At 71.7% G+C, this 16,911-nt stretch carries 17 protein-coding genes; 7 read left to right on the forward strand and 10 right to left on the reverse strand.

The window, feature by feature from the left end:
- The first annotated feature begins 40 nt into the window (after window positions 1-40).
- Window positions 41-538, forward strand: coding sequence for a class I SAM-dependent methyltransferase (locus tag HNR30_RS11740; protein WP_181609784.1), 498 nt, complete (start codon window positions 41-43; stop codon window positions 536-538).
- Here the strand turns inward: HNR30_RS11740 and HNR30_RS11745 are convergent.
- Genes HNR30_RS11745 through HNR30_RS11755 form a run of 3 tightly spaced genes read right to left on the reverse strand, consistent with a single transcriptional unit; the run spans window position 498 to window position 3,205 of the window.
- The gene (locus tag HNR30_RS11745; protein WP_181609785.1) at window positions 498-1,019 is read right to left on the reverse strand and encodes a GNAT family N-acetyltransferase; all 522 of its coding nucleotides are present in this window, start codon (window positions 1,017-1,019) and stop codon (window positions 498-500) included. The genes HNR30_RS11740 and HNR30_RS11745 overlap by 41 nt on opposite strands.
- Before the next feature lie 60 nt (window positions 1,020-1,079).
- A complete protein-coding gene (locus tag HNR30_RS11750) occupies window positions 1,080-2,192 on the reverse strand; it encodes a glycosyltransferase family A protein (RefSeq protein WP_181609786.1) in 1,113 nt (370 codons plus the stop codon).
- On the reverse strand, window positions 2,174-3,205 hold the full coding sequence (locus HNR30_RS11755) for a helix-turn-helix domain-containing protein (RefSeq protein WP_181609787.1): 1,032 nt from the start codon (window positions 3,203-3,205) through the stop codon (window positions 2,174-2,176). Before HNR30_RS11755 ends, HNR30_RS11750 begins: the two co-directional genes overlap by 19 nt.
- A gap of 351 nt (window positions 3,206-3,556) precedes the next feature.
- Here HNR30_RS11755 and HNR30_RS11760 point away from each other — a divergent pair, with 351 nt between their 5' ends.
- Window positions 3,557-3,757 (forward strand): hypothetical protein, encoded by a 201-nt coding sequence (locus HNR30_RS11760; RefSeq protein WP_181609788.1) that lies wholly within the window; start codon window positions 3,557-3,559, stop codon window positions 3,755-3,757.
- Window positions 3,758-3,893: 136 nt separating this feature from the next.
- Here HNR30_RS11760 and HNR30_RS11765 read toward each other — a convergent pair whose 3' ends face one another.
- The 5 genes from HNR30_RS11765 to HNR30_RS11785 form a co-directional block, all read right to left on the reverse strand.
- Window positions 3,894-5,579, reverse strand: a complete 1,686-nt coding sequence (locus tag HNR30_RS11765; protein WP_181609789.1) for a DUF885 domain-containing protein — start codon at window positions 5,577-5,579, stop codon at window positions 3,894-3,896.
- Between the two features lie 9 nt (window positions 5,580-5,588).
- Window positions 5,589-6,539, reverse strand: coding sequence for an adenylate/guanylate cyclase domain-containing protein (locus HNR30_RS11770; RefSeq protein WP_181609790.1), 951 nt, complete (start codon window positions 6,537-6,539; stop codon window positions 5,589-5,591).
- 69 nt (window positions 6,540-6,608) lie between these two features.
- Entirely contained in the window at window positions 6,609-7,034 is a 426-nt protein-coding gene (locus HNR30_RS11775) for a hypothetical protein (RefSeq protein WP_181609791.1), read from the reverse strand.
- A gap of 14 nt (window positions 7,035-7,048) precedes the next feature.
- Entirely contained in the window at window positions 7,049-7,621 is a 573-nt protein-coding gene (locus HNR30_RS11780) for an RNA polymerase sigma factor (protein WP_181609792.1), read from the reverse strand.
- Window positions 7,622-7,642: 21 nt separating this feature from the next.
- A complete protein-coding gene (locus HNR30_RS11785) occupies window positions 7,643-9,061 on the reverse strand; it encodes a S8/S53 family peptidase (RefSeq protein WP_181609793.1) in 1,419 nt (472 codons plus the stop codon).
- A gap of 84 nt (window positions 9,062-9,145) precedes the next feature.
- Here HNR30_RS11785 and HNR30_RS11790 point away from each other — a divergent pair, with 84 nt between their 5' ends.
- Window positions 9,146-11,851, forward strand: a complete 2,706-nt coding sequence (locus HNR30_RS11790; RefSeq protein WP_220133414.1) for a CHAT domain-containing protein — start codon at window positions 9,146-9,148, stop codon at window positions 11,849-11,851.
- 43 nt (window positions 11,852-11,894) lie between these two features.
- Complete coding sequence (locus tag HNR30_RS11795) at window positions 11,895-12,557, forward strand: AfsR/SARP family transcriptional regulator (RefSeq protein ID WP_181609794.1); 663 nt, start codon at window positions 11,895-11,897, stop codon at window positions 12,555-12,557.
- Here the strand turns inward: HNR30_RS11795 and HNR30_RS11800 are convergent.
- Window positions 12,463-13,179, reverse strand: a complete 717-nt coding sequence (locus HNR30_RS11800) for a phage tail sheath subtilisin-like domain-containing protein (protein WP_181609795.1) — start codon at window positions 13,177-13,179, stop codon at window positions 12,463-12,465. The two genes, HNR30_RS11795 and HNR30_RS11800, sit on opposite strands and share 95 nt — an antisense overlap.
- A gap of 161 nt (window positions 13,180-13,340) precedes the next feature.
- Between HNR30_RS11800 and HNR30_RS11805 the strand changes: the two genes are divergently transcribed.
- Genes HNR30_RS11805 through HNR30_RS11815 form a run of 3 tightly spaced genes read left to right on the forward strand, consistent with a single transcriptional unit; the run spans window position 13,341 to window position 15,704 of the window.
- A complete protein-coding gene (locus tag HNR30_RS11805) occupies window positions 13,341-14,027 on the forward strand; it encodes a gamma-glutamyl-gamma-aminobutyrate hydrolase family protein (protein ID WP_181609796.1) in 687 nt (228 codons plus the stop codon).
- A gap of 10 nt (window positions 14,028-14,037) precedes the next feature.
- Window positions 14,038-14,946 (forward strand): alpha/beta hydrolase, encoded by a 909-nt coding sequence (locus tag HNR30_RS11810; RefSeq protein WP_220133415.1) that lies wholly within the window; start codon window positions 14,038-14,040, stop codon window positions 14,944-14,946.
- Window positions 14,943-15,704, forward strand: coding sequence for an enoyl-CoA hydratase/isomerase family protein (locus HNR30_RS11815; RefSeq protein WP_312894360.1), 762 nt, complete (start codon window positions 14,943-14,945; stop codon window positions 15,702-15,704). Before HNR30_RS11810 ends, HNR30_RS11815 begins: the two co-directional genes overlap by 4 nt.
- Before the next feature lie 23 nt (window positions 15,705-15,727).
- Here HNR30_RS11815 and HNR30_RS11820 read toward each other — a convergent pair whose 3' ends face one another.
- Window positions 15,728-16,909 (reverse strand): acyl-CoA dehydrogenase family protein, encoded by a 1,182-nt coding sequence (locus tag HNR30_RS11820; protein WP_181609798.1) that lies wholly within the window; start codon window positions 16,907-16,909, stop codon window positions 15,728-15,730.
- Window positions 16,910-16,911 lie beyond the last annotated feature (2 nt).

A 16,911-nucleotide genomic window follows, 5' to 3' on the forward strand; every position in this document is an offset into this window, starting at 1 on the left:
TTGACCGTACAGACGCATCGAGAAGGCAGGGAGGTTGCCCGTGGCGGTGCCCAGGCGGCTGGAATGGGCGGTGGAGCTGCTCGACGTGCGGCCCGGTGATCGCATCCTGGAGATCGGGGCCGGAGGGGGAGTGGCCGCGGAGCTGATCTGCGGGCGGCTCGACGGCGGGTCCTACACGGGGATCGACCGGTCGGTGACGCAGATCGAACGGGCGCGCGGGCGGGTGCCGGGGGCCCGGTGGGAGGCGGTGGCGATCGAGGACTTCCACTCCGGCGAGCGGTTCACGAAGGTGCTCGCGGTGAACGTGAACCTGTTCTGGACCCGGTCACCGGCTCATGAGCTCGAGCTCATCGCGGGAGTGCTGGAGCCGGGAGGGGAGCTGGTGCTGGTGTACGACTCGCCGGGCGGGGCGGGGCCGGCGGCGCAGCGGGTGGCGCGGGCCGTGGGCGAGCACGGGTTCGAGGCGGCGGTCGTTTCCGCGCAGGGGCTGGCCGCGGTCAGAGCACGCCTTCGAGGGGCTGGGAGACCAGGTTCTTGACGAGGACGTGGCAGTAGTCGATCTCGCGGTCGACCGTGCCGTCGTCCTGGAAGATGTCGCGGGTCGTCTCGAGCCACAGGCGCCAGGGCTGGTAGTCGCGGTTGCGCCAGAAGCGGTGCAGCTCGCTCTTGTCCGGACTGACCCCCAGGGCGAGGCGGTGGCTGCGGGCCGCCGCGAGCGACTCGGCCTCCTTCACGAGCCGGGTGGCGATGCCCTGGCGCCGGAACGCGGGCCGTACTTCGAGGTCGGTGAGGAGGGGGACCCCTACCAGGCCCGCGCGGAGCTCGGGCTCCTGCGCCGGGGCGAGCCACAGGTAGACCGCGCCGGCCGGAGTGGTGAAGTCCGTCCAGGCGACCAGGAGTTTGCCGTGCCCTGCGCACTGCCGCTCCAGCTGCCGGACGAAGTAGTGCCTTTTGCCGAATGCCGTGATCAGGTCCTCTAGGTGACTGTCGTGGGCCTGCAGAACGCGGACATGCGACATGACATTCACGATCCAGGCGCTTGGGTGCCTGTAACAAGCGGGGAGCGGCAATGTTGTCAATTAGTGCGAAGTTAGCACCCTCTTATTGTCAGGTGTCGTGATATTCCATCTGCTGAGTGCTTCATCAGGTGAATCCGTCCGATGAACCGTATGGACGAATTTGCGCCAGGTTTCGCGATCTCGACGCCAGGCGTCCAGGTAGGACACGCACAAGTCGGCGGTGATGTGCCTGGTCAGCCTGCCGCGGGCGGCCAGCAGCGCGTCGGCCAGCCCGGGGCGTTGGCCGTGGTCGTGGGCGAGAATGTGGTCGATGAACCTGCGCCGGCGGCTGATCGCTTCCATCCAGTAGCCGCGGTCGGCCTTGACCAGGTCGTTGCCCTCGTCGAGCAGCCAGTAGAGGCCCTCGGCGAGCAGGTCGCCGAACTCCTCCGCGCGGGCACGTTCGTCGGTGCGGAAGGGGTCGTAGGGCTGCTGCTCGACCTTCCCCGCGACCCCCACCTCGCGTAGGCCGCGGTCCTTGAGGAGATAGAACCAGTCCTCGTTGTAGATGTTCGGGAAGAACGAGCGGACCCTCGTCGTCCTGACCGCCATCGCCCCGCCGCCGACGAAGCTGTCCTGCGGCCCGCCGATTGCCCGGAAGGCATGGCACACGACTGAGTTGTCCGGGTAGCCGGTGTTGTCCAGGCCGACGACCTCGTGCCGCCTCAGCAGACCTGCGGCAAGGCGCAGATCGTGGCTCCTGGGCACGAGGATGTCGTCGTCGAGGAAGACGATGTTGCCCCAGCCGAGCTGCTTGGCCAGCAGGAGCGCGAGATTGCGCTTGGCCGACAGGTCGCTGCGACGCTCGAAGACGGTGTCGCGGAGCAGGGCGTCGGTCCGGAAGCGGGGGAGCGCGAGCCGGTGGGGTTCCGGCACGTCCACGGCCAGGATGCGCGCACCCGAGTGGCGATAGAGGTCCGTGGCCGTGGCGGCGGACGACCACTTCTGGCTGCACAGCAAGACGAGCTGGCACTCGAGCTCCGCCGCTAGCTTGACAGCATGTTCCAGCCGATGTGGGCTGCGGATCGTCGGCACCACGAGGGCGTCGGGCTTGGTGAGTGGCGTCGCCTCGGTCGCCCGCCGCAGCAGCTTGCGATGCGATGGGTGGTGGAGGTTCATGGCCGCGGCGGCCATTCGTACAGCCGCGAGGACTCCAGCGTCAGGTCGGGAGTGACGACCATGTTGTTGACCACGGTCACCCGTAGCAGCAGGCAGAAGGCCTCGTCGCTCTTGAAGCGCTCGGAGAGGTACTGATTGTTGCGGTCCCTGAACTTGCGATCGGTGAACGCCTGGATCGTGCCCAGGTTTCCCCGGCCGTACATGCCGGCGATGATCGTGACCGTGCGCTTGCGGTTGTGCGGGTTGGGCCCACGGTAGAGGAGCACCACGTCGGCGACGAGGGCGTCGGCCTCGTCGAGTTTGCGGTGATATCGTTGGCCCTCGACCTCGAAGTAGGGGCCCTCGGGGGTGTCCCAGTCGTTGATCAGGACGATCGGCATCGCGAGCTGGTCGAGGGTGACCTTGGTGACGTCGTTCCAGTCGCTGCCCCCGAGCAGCACGATGTGGTCGGTCAGGTCGTTGGGGCCGATCATCTTGTGGGTGCGCCGGTTGACGGCCGTCGAGGGGTTGGCCGCGCGCAGATAGGCGTAGAGCTCGATGAGGGAGTCGAGATCGGCGTAGCGGTAAGCCTCGATGTAGTCGGGGCTCTGGGGGTCGCTGTAGAGCGGCGGGAGCCCGACGGCGGCGGGCACCTCGGCGACGATCACCGCGACGGCGTTGCCGTCGGGGAAGCGCAGGAGCTCTTCCATCGATCCCGGGTCGGGGGAGGCGCCGAGCGCCTTGCCGCGCAGCGAGAGCAGCTCGCCCTTCAGCAGCTCCATCTCGGCCCGCTCGGCCTCGTTCAGGTCGCCGGACGCGATCAACCGGGGGACGCCGTCGGCGACCGAGCGGCGGGTGCAGAAGAAACGCGCGTAATCGTCGAGCCTGGCGACGGTGGGCACGGTGAGCTTCGTCGTCGACTCCCACGAGGCGATGAGCGAGATGCTCGTCCCGAACACCTTGGCCAGTTCTTTGAGCGTGAGCTTGTATCCCGGCCATCGCTTCGTGCGCAAGAGTCGCAGGCGTGCCGCGAGTTCCTGCCCAGGCATGATGTCCACCTTGCCTTGAATACTAGAAATTCTAGTAGAAATTCAGTTCGCTCCTGCAATTCTCCTGCTAGAGCGAGTGGCGGTTGAAAGCCCTCATCCTAAGGGGACGAACCCCAGGTTGCACCGGCGTTTAGTCGGGAATCTCCCAGTGTAATAGCTGAAAAGTTCAGCCGCTCTCTTGGGGGGAGGTGAAAACGGGGCAGCACCCTTCTGCGGCACTCCGTGATCGGGGCGAAGAGGCAAGACGATCAGAGCTGAGTGACCGCGCTCGCCAGGCCCCACTCCACCGCATCGGGAGTCACTGTGAACACATTCGTGCTCAGCGTCATCTTAGAGCCCCACCCCATCAGCATGGAGGGCGAACTCGCCGCTCGCGGCGTCCTCCTCGCGGTCACCGCGATCTGCTTCTGGCTGCTGCCCAAGGCGTTGCGGCAGATAGCCGACACGGCCAGGCTGCTGGTCCGGCTGGTCTGCTTCCTCGTGGTGACCGGGCTGTGCCTCGTCGCCTTCGTCACCCTCATAGCCCAGGCGCTCATGGGCGGCGGACAGTGAATTGGCGAGCTGGACGCAATGACGCGTCCAGCTCTGCTGGGAGTGGCCGGCACTCCCAGCTCGGGGCGACGATCACTGGGAGTGCCCGGCTCGCCAGGCCCCCGTCGCTGTCGCGGCCGGAGCCCCTCACGTCACTCTATGCCTGCGATACAGGCTTGGCACCCCCTGAAGCCACCCACTCCTCGACGATCTGCCCCAGGGTGTCCAGGGGTACCGACCCGCTCGACAGCACCCGGTGGTGGAACTCCTTGACGTCGAACCCCTCCCCGAGCTCCGCCTCCGCGTACGAGCGCAGCTCCAGGATGCGCAGCCGCCCGATCATGTACGCCAGCGCCTGCCCCGGCCACGCGATGTAGCGGTCGATCTCGTTATTGATGTTCGACTCCGACGCCGCGCTGTTGTCGCGCATGAACTGCACCGCACGCTCGCGCGACCACCCCAGGTGGTGCATGCCCGTGTCGACGACGAGGCGGCAGGCCCGCCAGGCGTCGAAGGAGAGCATGCCCAGCCGCGTCAGGTCGGTGGAGTAGAGCCCCATCTCGTCGGTCAGCCGCTCGGTGTACAGGCCCCAGCCCTCGCCGAAGGCGGTGATGTGGCCGAAGCGGCGGAAGGCGGGCAGGTCGTCGAGGGTCTGGCTGACGGCGAGCTGCAGGTGGTGGCCGGGGACGCTCTCGTGGAAGGCGAGCGCCTCGTACTCGAAGCGGGCGCGCGAGGGCGGGTCGTAGGTGTTGATCCAGTGGATGCCGGGGCGGGAGCCGTCGGCGGCGGGCGGGGAGTAGTAGGCCAGCACGGAGTCCTTGGCGGCCAGCGCCGGGATCTCGCGCACCTCGCAGGGCGCGATGTCGTAGGGCAGGAACCAGTCGGCGAGGGCGGCGTTGGCGCGGGCGAGGGCGTCAGTGGCGCTGGCGACGATCTCGTCGGCGGTCTCGAAGCGCAGCGCCAGGTCGGTGCGCAGGGCGGCCATCACCTCGTCGGCGTCGCTGGTGCCCAGGGCGCGCCCGCCGATCTCGGAGAACTCCTCGCGCAGGCGGGTGATCACGTCGAGGCCGATCTGGTGGATCTCCTCGGGGGTCAGGTCGGTGGTGGTATGGGAGCGGGCGGCGGCCAGGTAGGCCTCGGTGCCGCCGGGGACGTGGCAGATGCCGACTCTGGCGTCGTCGCGGGCGACGGGCAGGAACTCCTCGGCGAAGGCCGTACGCCAGCGGGCCAGCGCGGGGCGCACGTGCTCGGCGACGATCTTCTGCGCTTCCGCACGCCAGTCGTCGTCGGGGGCGGGCTGCAGCAGGGGGTCGGCGGCGACGTCGGTGGCCAGGTAGCCGTCGAGCTGCTCGATCGCCTGGCGCACGCTGCGGGCGACCTGGTGGCGGCCTTCGCGTCCGGCCTGGCGGTAGCGTTCCAGCACCGCGTCGAAGAAGCCTTCGAGTGCCCGCAGGCGGGTCAGGTAGTCGGCGGCGCGCCGGGGCGTGGGGAGCGGCGTGGCCGGCATCGAGCTGAGAATGCCGGTGTGCACGCCGGTGATGCCGGCGGAGACGGTCAGTTCGTGGGTGCGGCCGGCGATGTCGGCACGCTCGTTCTTGATCAGGAGGCCCAGCATCGCGTAGGTGATGCGGTCCTGGCCGGTCAGGCCCGACGGGTCGATCGCCGACAACGCCCGCGCGGTCTCCTCCAGCTCGGCCAGGCGGCGCTCGTCGCCCGCTCGGCTGGGGTCGCCCACCTGGTCGTCGAATCCGGGCACGCCGAACATGGTCGCGGTGAAGGGTTCCGCGGCCATCTTCTGCTCGAAGTAACGCTCGGAGATCGTGGCCAGGTCCTGATATGTCATGACAGCACTCTATGATCTCTGGATCGCGCTCGGCACCAGCTCGCCCAGGCCGCGCACGGTCAGCCGGTTGACCGGGATGACCTGGAAGGACGTGTCGTCGGCCAGCTCCTCGGCCAGCATCGGGCCGGCCAGGATGGTGCCCGGGTTGGCCAGCGCGGTCAGCCGGCTGGCGAGGTTCACGGTGGTGCCGAAGACGTCGCCCATGCGCAGGATCACCGGCCCGATCGCCAGGCCCACACGCAGCTGCGGCATGTTCTTGACCCGCCGGTGCGACTCCACCAGGCGCAGCCCCACCTCGGCGACGTCGTGCGCCTTGTCGGCCACGAACAGCACCGAGTCGCCCAGCGTCTTGACCACCCGCCCGCCGTACAGGGTGACGACGTCGGCCGAGCGGCTCTCGAAACGTTCCACCAGCCCGGCCAGCTCCGTCTCCGTCAGCTGGCGGCTGAGCCGGGTGAAGCCGACGAGGTCGGCGAAACCGACCGCGAGCCGTACGGCATGCGTGTCCTGGTCGGCCAGGCGCCCGGCCGACACGGCCAGGTTGCGGCGCCAGGCGTAGGTCATCAGCCGCTCCAGATCGGGCACCACGCGCATCGCCCGCTTGCGCCAGGCGGCCGGCCGCTGCTTGATCGGCACGCCCGCGTGGTCGAGCGCCTCGGCGCCGAGCTCCGCCTGCGACTCGGCCAGCCGGGCCGTGGCGCGCCCCAGCGAGCGCGCCATGAGCAGCACGTGCTCCTCGTCGTAGACGCCGTCCTCGACGAGCGTCAGCATCGTCTTGAGCGCGATCACGTCGGACTCGGTGAACTCCACCGCGTCGTCGGCGACGTTGGCGAAACCCAGGGCACGCCAGTAGCGGCGGGCCCGGTAGACGGGCACGCCGGCCATCTCGGCGACCTGGTGGCTGGTATAGCGCCGGGGCTCACCCAGGAACGCCTCGGCGAGACGATCTTCGGATGCCATACGACCTGCCCGTTCCTTGCGTTATGCGCCGCAAGATAACACTTTTGGAGGTCGGTGGCGTCAACACCCCTACACGGTGATCCACTCGGTGACGAGTTCGGCCCCGCCGACCCGGCAGCGCAGGCTCAGCGGCCCGGGGGCCAGATCGCGGCAGGAGAAGCGCCCGAACGGGTCGGTGCGCAGCACCACGGTGTGCTCGGGCCGCTCCACCGACACCTCGGTCTCCTCCGGCGGGTGGATCGAGCCGAGCAGGCGGCCGGAGCCGTCGGTGAAGCTCAGCTCCACGTCGACCGTGTGCGTCGCGCCGTCGAAGGAGAGCAGGCGCGTGCCGTACCCGGACCGGACGGTCGTGGTCTCGGCGAGCGAGTCGAAACTGAGCGCGGCCAGCTCGGCGGCGAGCGAGCGCAGGGCGAAGGCCTCGACGGCCGACTGGAGCAGCGCGGCGGGGACCGGGTCCATCAGGTCCGCGGCGCGGCGGAGATCGTTTTCGAGCATGTCGTCGTCCTCGGTCACGAGTTCCCCCCGCCGGTCAGCAGCAGGCGCAACTGGCGCAGGCACCGCTGGCGCATCGGCCCGATGCTGCCGATGGCAAGGCCCAGCGCGGCGGCCGCCTCCTGGTAACTGTGCGGCGGGGAGCCGATCAGCACGCGCAGCAGCTGCTGGCACTTGTCGCCGAGCTCGCGAAAGGCCTGCCACAGCTGACGGTGGCGCTCGGCCTCGTCCCGCGCCTCCTCGTCCTCGATGAACACCGACTCCGGGGTGCGGTCGTCGGGGATGCGTTCGAAGGACTCGGTGTCGGAGGCGACGAGCTTGCGGCCCGAGCGGATGAGCTTCAGACACTCGTTGCGCGCCGTGGTGGCCAGCCAGGTGGAGACCCGCTCCGGGTCGCGGATGCGGTCGAGGTGCTGGGCGAGCCGGAACCAGGTGGTCTGGTAGGCCTCGCAGGCGTCGGCGTCGGACAGCCCGTGCGCCCTGGCCACCGACCACACGAGCGGGCTCAGCCGTTCCACGAGGGCCTTCCAGGCGGCGGCGTCTCCTTTGGCGGCAGCCTGGAAGAGCCGGCCGATCGACTCCGAATCCACGGCGTCATCGTACGTCCGGGCTCAGGGCGCCTGGTAGGTGAAGAACTGCCATCCGCGCGGCACCAGCGCCCTGGCGGGCATGCCACGGACGGTCGCGTTGAGCGCCTGCTTGCCGATCAGGGTGCGGGCGGCCTCGCGCGGGTCGCGGTTACCGGTCTCGATCATCTCGTTGACCACCATCGCCGCGACGATCGGCGTGGCGAAGGAGGTGCCGCTCCAGCGGGCCAGGCCGGTGAAGGTGCGCAGGTCCGCCTGGAAGTCGGCGTTGGCGGGCGACAGGCCGCTGTCCTTCAGCGTGCGCCGTCCCGTACGGCGGGGCGACTGGCAGGTGCAGGTGCCGTAGGCGTCGGGCGGCAGCAGCCACCGGCATCGGCCGGGATAGCTGGAATGCTGGTAGCGGTAGACGGGCGGGCTGTCGTCCATGGGCGTGAAGGCCGCCGTGACGCGCTCGCCTGGCGCGTACACCTTCACCCAGGACCCGTGGTTGGTGAAGCAGGCGTCCAGCAGGCCTGGAGCGCTGCGCAGCGCGCCCACCGAGAGGACGTGGTCGCCGCGCTCGGCCCACGCCGCCGGGTAGAACGGCTGGGTGGAGCCGTTGTTGCCGGCCGCGGCGACCAGCAGCGTGCGCTCCAGCGCCAGCCTGTCGATGAAGCGCTCCAGGCCCATCAGCGTGTCGCCGTCGGCGGAGTCGGTGCCGGCCGACAGGCTCAGGATGTCGGGCCAGCCGCCCGGCAGGGCGTCGAGGACCGCGAGCAGGTCCTCGCCGAACTTGTCCTCCGGGCGGGCTCCGGACAGCTGGGCGGGCAGCAGGTTGTCGACCTCGACGGTGGCGTCGGGCGCGACGGTCTTGATCAGGCTGGCGATGAACGTGCCGTGCCCGACGTACAGGTCGATGAGGCCGCGCTCCGGCTCGAGCGGGTCGTCGGTGGTGACACCCGTCAGCCACGAGAAGGTCTTGTCGATGTCCTTCACCAGGCCCGTGTCGACGACCAGCACCCTGACCGGCGGCCCCTCCACGAGCCGCGGCGCCGACGGCGCGGGGTTGAGCGGCGTGCCGTCGGGCACCGGGTCGGGCTCATCGCCGGGGCAGCACACGGTGTCGGTGATGCTGATGACGTGGTTGCGGGTGGCCATCATGGCGCCGGTACGGCCGTTGCGCCGCTCGCCCACCGCGGCCAGCGCGTCGTCGACCTGCTGGTCCTGGGTGGGATGCCGGCCGGGATCGCTGGTCTGGAAACGCACCAGCCCCGCGCGTTCGCGGGTCGCCGTACGCTCGAAACCGGCGCCGATCGCCTCGGCCACCTCGGCGGCGTCCTCACCACGAGCGAGGATCGTGCCCTTCTCGTAGATGAACCGCGGGTCATCCCCCGGGATGTAGGCCAGGGGGCGCGGGCTCGCCTCGTTGATCGCGTCGAACTGTTCCTTGAACCTGTCGGGCATGATGCGCTCCTCAGCGTGGATGTGAGTAAGGAGCCGAGCGGGCGCCGGTTGATGCACGCGCCGTCCCACATCTAGCATCGATCCGTGATCGCGGAAACCGCGGCGGACCTCCTCCCGCTGGTCTTCGCGCGCCCCCGCGAGGCCCTGGAACGGGCCAGGGCGCTGCTGGCCACGCAGCCCGCCAGCCACGACGCGTCCATCGCCCACCAGGTGATCGGCCTGTGGGAGCGCGACTTCGGCGACCTGATGACCGGTATCGGACACCTGCGCAGGGCCAGGCGCCTGGCCGCCCGCTCCGGCTCGGCCGAGCGCGAGGCCGACGTGCTGGCCAGCATGGGCGGCGCCTACGTGCACGCGGGCCGCAGCGGCCCGGCCGTGGCCGCCTTCGACCGTGCCGCCGCCCTCGCCACCGGCCACACCCTGGCCCGGGTGCTGCACCGGCGCGCCTACGTGATGTGGGTGCTGGGCCGCCACCAGGAGGCCCTGGAGGATCTGCGGGTGGCGGTGCCGCTGCTGCGCCGGGCGGGCGACGCGTTGTGGCTGGCCAGGGCGATCAGCGCGCGCGGCACCCTGTACCTGGCGCTCGGGCAGGTGGAGCGTGCCATCGCCGACCTCGAACGGGCCGAGGCGCTGTGGCAGGAGACCAGCCAGGACTACGACAAGGCCATCGCCGTGCAGAACCGCGGCCAGGCGGCCTTCCGCGTCGGCGACCTGCCCGCCGCGCTGCGCCACTTCGACCAGGCCGAGCGGCGTTACACCGAGCTGGGCACGCCCGCCTGGGTGCTGCCGGTGGTGCGGTGCGAGGTGCTGCTGGCCGCGGGGCTCGCCCGCGACGCGCTGCGCGAGGCCGACGGCGCCGTCGAGCGGCTGGACCGGGTCGGCGGGCCGCCGTCGCGGCGCTCGGAGCTGCTCCTGGTGGGCGCCCGTGCGGCGCTGGCGGCCGGACAGGTCGAGCAGGCCGTCTTCCGCGCCACGGCGGCGGCGCGTTCCTTCGCGGGGCAGCGGCGGCATTGGTGGGCGGCGCACGCCCGGTTCGTGCTGCTCCAGGCACGGTTCGCGGCGGGTGACCCGGCGCCGGAGCGTGAGGCCGTGTCGGTGGCCAGGGAGCTGGCGGGGCTCGGATCCCCTGACGCGGCCCGCGCGTGGTTGCTCGCGGGCCGTACCGCCGCCTCAGAACCCGGGCGTACGGCCGGCGGCGACGGTGACGGGGGCAACGGCAAGGAGGGCGGCAACGGCAACGGGGGCGGCAACGGCAACGGAGGCGGCAACGGGGGCGGCAACGGCAACGGGGGCAACGGCACCGGAGGCCGCTCGGCCAGGGCCGAACGGCATCTGGCCCTGGCCGCCCGGGCCCGCGGCAGGGGCCCCGCCTTCGCGCGCGTCGACGGCTGGCTGGCCCAGGCCCTGCTCGCCAAGGCCGCCGGTCGCCCCCGTGGCGTGCTGGCCGCCTGTCGTCGCGGCCTCGACCTGCTCGACGAGCACCGCATGACCCTGGGCGCCACCGAGTTGCGCGCCAGGGCCGCCGGGCAGGGCGCCGAGCTGGCCACGATGGCCCAGCGGGAGGTGCGCGGCGACCCGCGCAGGCTGCTGGCCTGGAGCGAACGCTGGCGGGCCACCGCGCTGGCGGTCCCTCCCGCCCGGCCGCCCGACGACCCCGACCTGCTGCGTGACCTGACCGCCTTCCGCGAGATCGCCGGCCGCGCCCAGGAGGCCAGGGCGAGCGGACGGGCCGTCCCCCAGCTGGAGCGGGAACGCCAGCGCCTGGAGAAGGCGATCAGGGACCGGCTGCTGGCGATCCGCGCGGGCGAGGCGGGCGGGCCCGGCCCGGCGTTCGAGGTGCGGGAGCTGCTGGCAGCCCTCGCGGACCGGACGCTGGCCGAGATCGTCGTCGTCGACGGCAGGCTGACCGTGCTGCTGTGCGGGCGCGGACGGGTGCGCGCCTTCGAGGCGGGCACGCTGGCCGGCGCGGCCGCGGAGGCGGAGCACGCGAACGCCGGCCTGCGCCGCCTGGCGTACGGAGCCCCGGCGCCCGGCCTTGACGCGGGAGCGGAGCGGCTGCAGCACCTCCTGCTCGGCTCCGCCGTACCTCACCTGACGGCGCGGCGGCTGGTCGTGGTGCCGCCCGGCCACCTGCACGACGTGCCGTGGGCGCTGCTGCCCGCGCTGCGCGGCAAGGTGCTGAGCGTCGCGCCGTCGGCGTCGGCGTGGCTGCGCGCGGCGCGCATCACCCCGCCGGACGGTCCTGTCGTGCTGGTGCGCGGCCCCGGCCTCGGCGGGGGAGGGGCCGAGGTCCCGATCCTGGCCGGGAGGTACGGCGACGCCACGGTGCTGGAAGGCGGCGAGGCCGACGCCCAGCGGGTGCTCAAGCAGATCGACGGCAGCCGCTTGGCGCACATCGCGGCGCACGGCTCCTTCCGCGCCGACAGCCCCATGTTCTCCGCCCTCCAGCTGGCCGACGGCCCGCTGATCGTGCACGACGTCGAGCGGCTGGAGCGCGCGCCGTACCGGATCGTGCTGTCGAGCTGCGACTCGGGGCGCATGGAGCCGGTCGGCGGCGACGAGCTGCTGGGGTTGTCGGCGGCGCTGATGCCGCTGGGTACGGCAGGCATCGTCGCGAGCACGGTGCCGGTGCACGACGAGGCGGTGGTGCCGCTCATGCTCGCCCTGCACGAGGGGGTGCGCGGTGGGATGGACACCGCGCAGGCGCTCGCCAGGGCGCGGGCCGAACTGCCGGGTGACCGGCTGCACCAGGCGGTGGGCTGGTCGTTCTCCGCGATCGGCGCCGCCTGAACCCGGCCGTGTATCAAACGCGGCGGCTGTGGATCTCAGGCACATGACACTGTTCGTCAGGTGCTTCGCTGATTTCACGATCGAGGTCGACGGCGTACCGGTGGAGCTGTCACCGGTACGCCGCAGGGCCAGGACCTTGTTGCGGCTGCTGGCCATGCACGCGGGGCGGCCGGTGCACCGCGAGAGCGTGGTCGACGCCCTGTGGCCGCAGGAGCGCGCCGCGACCGCGCGGCGGGGGCTGCACGTCGCGGTCTCCAGCCTGCGCGGCTACCTGACCGCGCACGCCGGGCACCCGCTGGTGGACCGGGTGGGGGAGGCCTACCGGCTGGTCCTGCCCGAGGGCGGCGGCTGCGACGTGGCGCTGTTCCGCGCCGCGATCAAGGCAGGGCACCACCGGGTGGCCGTGGAGCTGTACGGCGGCGACCTGCTGCCGCAGGACGGTCCCGCCGAATGGGTGGTGCAGGAACGCTCGATGCTGCGCCACCAGGCGGCCACCGCGGCGGTACGGCTCGCGGCGGCCGAGCTGGAGCGGGGCGAGCCGGCCGCGGCGGTGGAGGCCGCCACCCGCGGGCTGGAGCTCGACCGCTACCACGACGGCGCGTGGCGGCTGCTCATCGAGGGGAACCGGCGCCGCGGCGACCAGCTGGGGCTGGCCGCGGCGCGCCGTCGTTACGAGCGGGCGCTGGCGTCGCTGGAGGGTTCGTGATCCGGATGCCGCGACCCGGCAACGGACCCAGGCAGATGACCCCTTCGGCCGCCAGCCGCTCCTGCTCGGCCGGGCCCACCCTGTGCTCGACGGAGATCGCGCCGCGCACGGCCGCTCCCGGCCGCAGCGCCCCGGACCGGGCCATGACACCCGCCACGTGCCCGCTGGAGGGCATCGAGCGCCCCGTGCCCGAGGCGGGGTCGAGCACCGAGATCCATGGGTAGCACACCCGCACCCGCTCGCTGTCGAGTCCCGCCCGCCACTGGCCGAGCCGGGCGGGCGGCAGGCCGCGCGGCGGGTCGAGCAGGGCGGTGCGGCCGGTGGCCGCGCAGTGCGCGGCGATGGCCTCCTGCGCGCCGCGCATCCGCGCCAGGTCGGGCGCGGCCACCGTCTCCGCCTCGGGGGCGGCGTCCAGGGCGCGCGCGGCGTCCTCCGAGCCGACTCTGACGACGTAGCAGCTGGATCCGCCGTTGAGGAAGTAGCCGTAGACGGCGTGCGCGAGGTGGCAGCCCGCGCTGAAGTCGCCGAAGACCTGGACGAACCCTCCCCAGCCGGTCACCATGACGGCGGTGTCGAAGGGCCCGCCGGCCGCGAAGCCCACCAGGGCGGCGATCCGTTCCATGAACCCCAGCATCCGCGTGCCGGTCAACGCCAGGTCTACACCCGGTCAACGCGCGCCTCGCACGGCGGAACGGAAGTGATACCTGGGTTTGATGACATAACAGAAATAGAGTGCGACATGATGGGGACCGGTGGCCCCAGCCATGGTCCTCTGGAGAACGTATGTCCCGACCGTTGATCGGAATCACCGCCTATTTCGAAGCAGCCAGGTGGGACACCTGGGTGCGCGAGGCGGTCCTGTCTCCACCCGCCTACGCCAAGGCGGTCGAGCGTGCCGGCGGCGCGCCGGTGATCCTGCCGCCGATCAACGTGAACGCCGTCGACGACTACGTGCGCGGCCTGCGCGGGCTCATCCTGGCCGGAGGGGTCGAGGTCGGCCCCGACGCCTACGGCGAGGAACCCGACGAGCGGGTGCGGGAGCCGCAGCCGCTGCGCGACCGTTTCGAGCTCGCCCTGGCCCGCGCCGCCGTCCAGGCCGACGTGCCGATCCTGGCGGTCGGGCGGGGCATGCACGTGCTCAACGTGGCGCAGGGCGGCTCGCTGATCCCGTGGCTGCCAGACGTGGTCGACCACGACCGGCACGCCGAGGCCGGTCACGCGCACGTCATCCAGGTGAGCGTCTCCAGCAGGCTGGGCAAGGCGGTGGGCGACCGCATCGAGGTCGTCTCCCCGCACGACCAGTCGGTCAAGCGCCTGGGCAACGGCCTGCTGGCGGTGGCCTGGGCCGACGACCAGATCGTGGAGGGCATCGAGCTGCAGGGCCACCGCTTCGGCGTGGGCGTGCAGTGGCACCCGGAGCGCGGCCCCGGCGACAAGCTGGTGGAACACCTCGTCGAAGCCGCCCGCTAGATTCGTGGCCATGCACCCACAGGCAGCGGCCTTCGTCGCGAGCTACCCGTCGGATCTGGGTGTCGATCCGGCCACGCTCGATCTCGACGCCATCCAGCGGATGCGCGCGCAGGACGGTTTCGCCCTCCAGCGCGGGCCCAAGCCACGGATCTTCTCGGTGCGCGACGAGGTGGCCGAGCAGGTGCCGATCCGCATCTACCGCGCCGACGCCGAGCAGGACGCCCGCCCCGTGGTGGTCTACTTCCACGGCGGCGGCTGGGTGTTCGGCAGCGTCAAACGCAACGACGCGCTCGGCCGCGACCTGGCCCTGCGCACCGGGGCGGTGGTGGTCTCCGTCGACTACCGGCTGGCCCCCGAGCACCCCTTCCCCGCGGCGGCCGACGACGCGTGGAGCGTGGTGCGCGACATCTTCGCCCGCCCCGCCTTCTACCAGGGCAACGGCAGCGTGGCCGTGGTGGGCGACAGCGCGGGCGGCAACCTGGCGGCCGTCGCCGCCTGGCAGGCGCGCGACGCGGGACTGCAGCTGGCCCACCAGGTGCTGATCTACCCGGTCACCGACGTCGCCATGGAGACCGCCAGCTATCGCGACTACGCCACGGGCTTCGGCCTCGACGCCGCCGAGATGGCCTGGTTCGCCCGGCAGTACGCCGCCGGCGCCGACCCCGACGACCCGCGCCTGTCGCCGCTGCGGCTGAAGGACTTCGCGGGGCTGCCTCCCGCCACGGTGGTGACCGCCGAGTGCGACGTGCTGCGCGACGAGGGCGAGATGTACGGCGCGCGGCTGGCCGAGGCGGGCGTCCCCGTCGAGGTGCGCAGGTTCGAGGGCGCGGTGCACAGCTTCTACGCCCTGCCCGGCTTCTTCGACCAGGCGGCGCAGGCCCGCGAATACGTGGCGGCCCGCCTTCAGGAGGCGCTGTGAAGCGCGACACTCCCGCCGAGGGCGTGCTGCGCCTGACGCTGAGCACGCCGGGCAAGCTCAACGCGGTCGACATGGACGGCCACCGCGAACTGGCCGAGATCTGGCGCGAGGTCGACGCCGACGACTCCGTGCGCGCCGTGGTGATCCGCGGCGAGGGCGGCGCCTTCTCCGCGGGCGGCGACCTGGCGATGATCGAGGAGATGATGCGCGACCACGCGGTCCGCATGCGGATCTTCACCGAGGCGCGCGACATCGTCTACAACGTGCTCAACTGCTCCAAGCCGATCGTCTCCGCCATCGAGGGGCCCGCGGTGGGCGCGGGCCTGGCGGTCGCGCTGCTCGCCGACATCTCCGTGGCCGGCCGTACGGCACGCGTCATCGACGGCCACACCCGCCTCGGCGTGGCGGCGGGCGACCACGCGGCGATCATCTGGCCGCTCTTGTGCGGCATGGCCAAGGCCAAGTACCACCTGCTGCTGTGCGAGCCCGTCACCGGCGAGCAGGCCGAGGCGATGGGCCTGGTGAGCCTGTGCGTCGACGACGACCAGGTCGACGCCAAAGCCCTGGAACTGGCCCTACGGCTGGCGCGGGGGTCGGCCGAGGCGATCAGGCTGACGAAGTACGCGCTCAACAACTGGCTGCGGCTGGCCGGGCCGAGCTTCGACGCCTCCCTGGCGATGGAGTTCCTCGGATTCACCGGCCCCGACGTCGCCGAAGGCGTGCGCGCGCTGCGCGAGAAGCGCCCGCCTCGATTCTGACCCGCCCGCCGCGTAGGTGGCCGCTAGAAGCTGCGCGGCAACCCGAGCACCTGGGTGGCCAGGTAGTTCAGCAGCAGTTCCTCGGTGACCGGGGCCACCTTGCCGATGCGGGCGTCGGCCAGCAGGCGCGCGACGGGGTACTCCAGGGAGTAGGCCATCCCGCCGTGGGTCTGGAAGGCGGCGTCGGCCGCCTCCCAGGCCGCCTGCGAGGCGGTGAGCTTGGCGATGTTGGCCTCGGTGCCGCAGGGAAGCTGACGGTCGAAGGACCAGGCGGCCTTGTACAGCATCAGCCTGGCCAGCTCGATCTTCGCCTTGACCTGGGCGAGCGGGAAGGACACAGCCTGGTTGGCGCCGATCGGGCGGCCGAAGACCTCACGCTCCTTGGCGTAGGCGACCGCCACCCGCAGCGCGACCTCGGCCCCTCCCAGGGCGGAGGCGGCCAGCAGGACCCGCTCGGGGTTGAGGATGTCCCACAGAACGACGGCGCCCTGGTCGACCTCGCCGACGACGTTGGCGGCGGGCACGCGCAGGTCGTCGAGGAAGACCATGTTGGAGGGCGTGGTGTTGGCACCCATCTTGGGGATCGGCTGGAACGACAGTTGCCCGGCGGCGACCGCCTCCGGGACGTTGACCAGGAAGACCGTCATGCCGTGGGTGCGGGGCTTGGCCTCCGCGGCCGGGACGGTCCTGGTGACCAGGAGCATCCAGGTGGCGCGCTGCACGCCGGTGATCCAGATCTTCTGGCCGTTGATCACGTATTCGGAGCCGTCGCGGCGCGCGTGGGTGGTGATCGCCAGGGAGTTGGAGCCCGCGTCGGGCTCGGTCAGGGCGAAGCAGGTCTCCATCTCACCGGTCGCCAGGTGCGGCAGCAGCGACGCCTTCTGCTCGGCCGTACCGTGCCTGTCCAAGGTCATGGCGCCGAACCCCGGCGTGAGCACGTACGTGAAGGCCGAGCCGCCCGCCGCGCCGGAGGCGGAGAGGGTCTCGGTGGCCACGGCCAGCTCCAGCAGCCCCTGGCCGCCTCCGCCGTACTCTTCGGGGACGGCCAGGCCCAGCCAGCCGCCCTTGGCCAGGTCGGCCCAGACCTCCTCGGGCCAGCGCTTGTCGGACTCGCAGCGTTGCCAGTACTCCAGGTCGTAACGGGAGCAGATGTCGGCTATGCCGCGCTGGACGGCCAGGGCGCTGTCCGGGAGTGTGAAGTCCATGC

Origin of the sequence: Nonomuraea soli, from assembly GCF_013761175.1 — a bacterium.
In the GTDB taxonomy this organism is placed as follows: domain Bacteria; phylum Actinomycetota; class Actinomycetes; order Streptosporangiales; family Streptosporangiaceae; genus Nonomuraea; species Nonomuraea soli.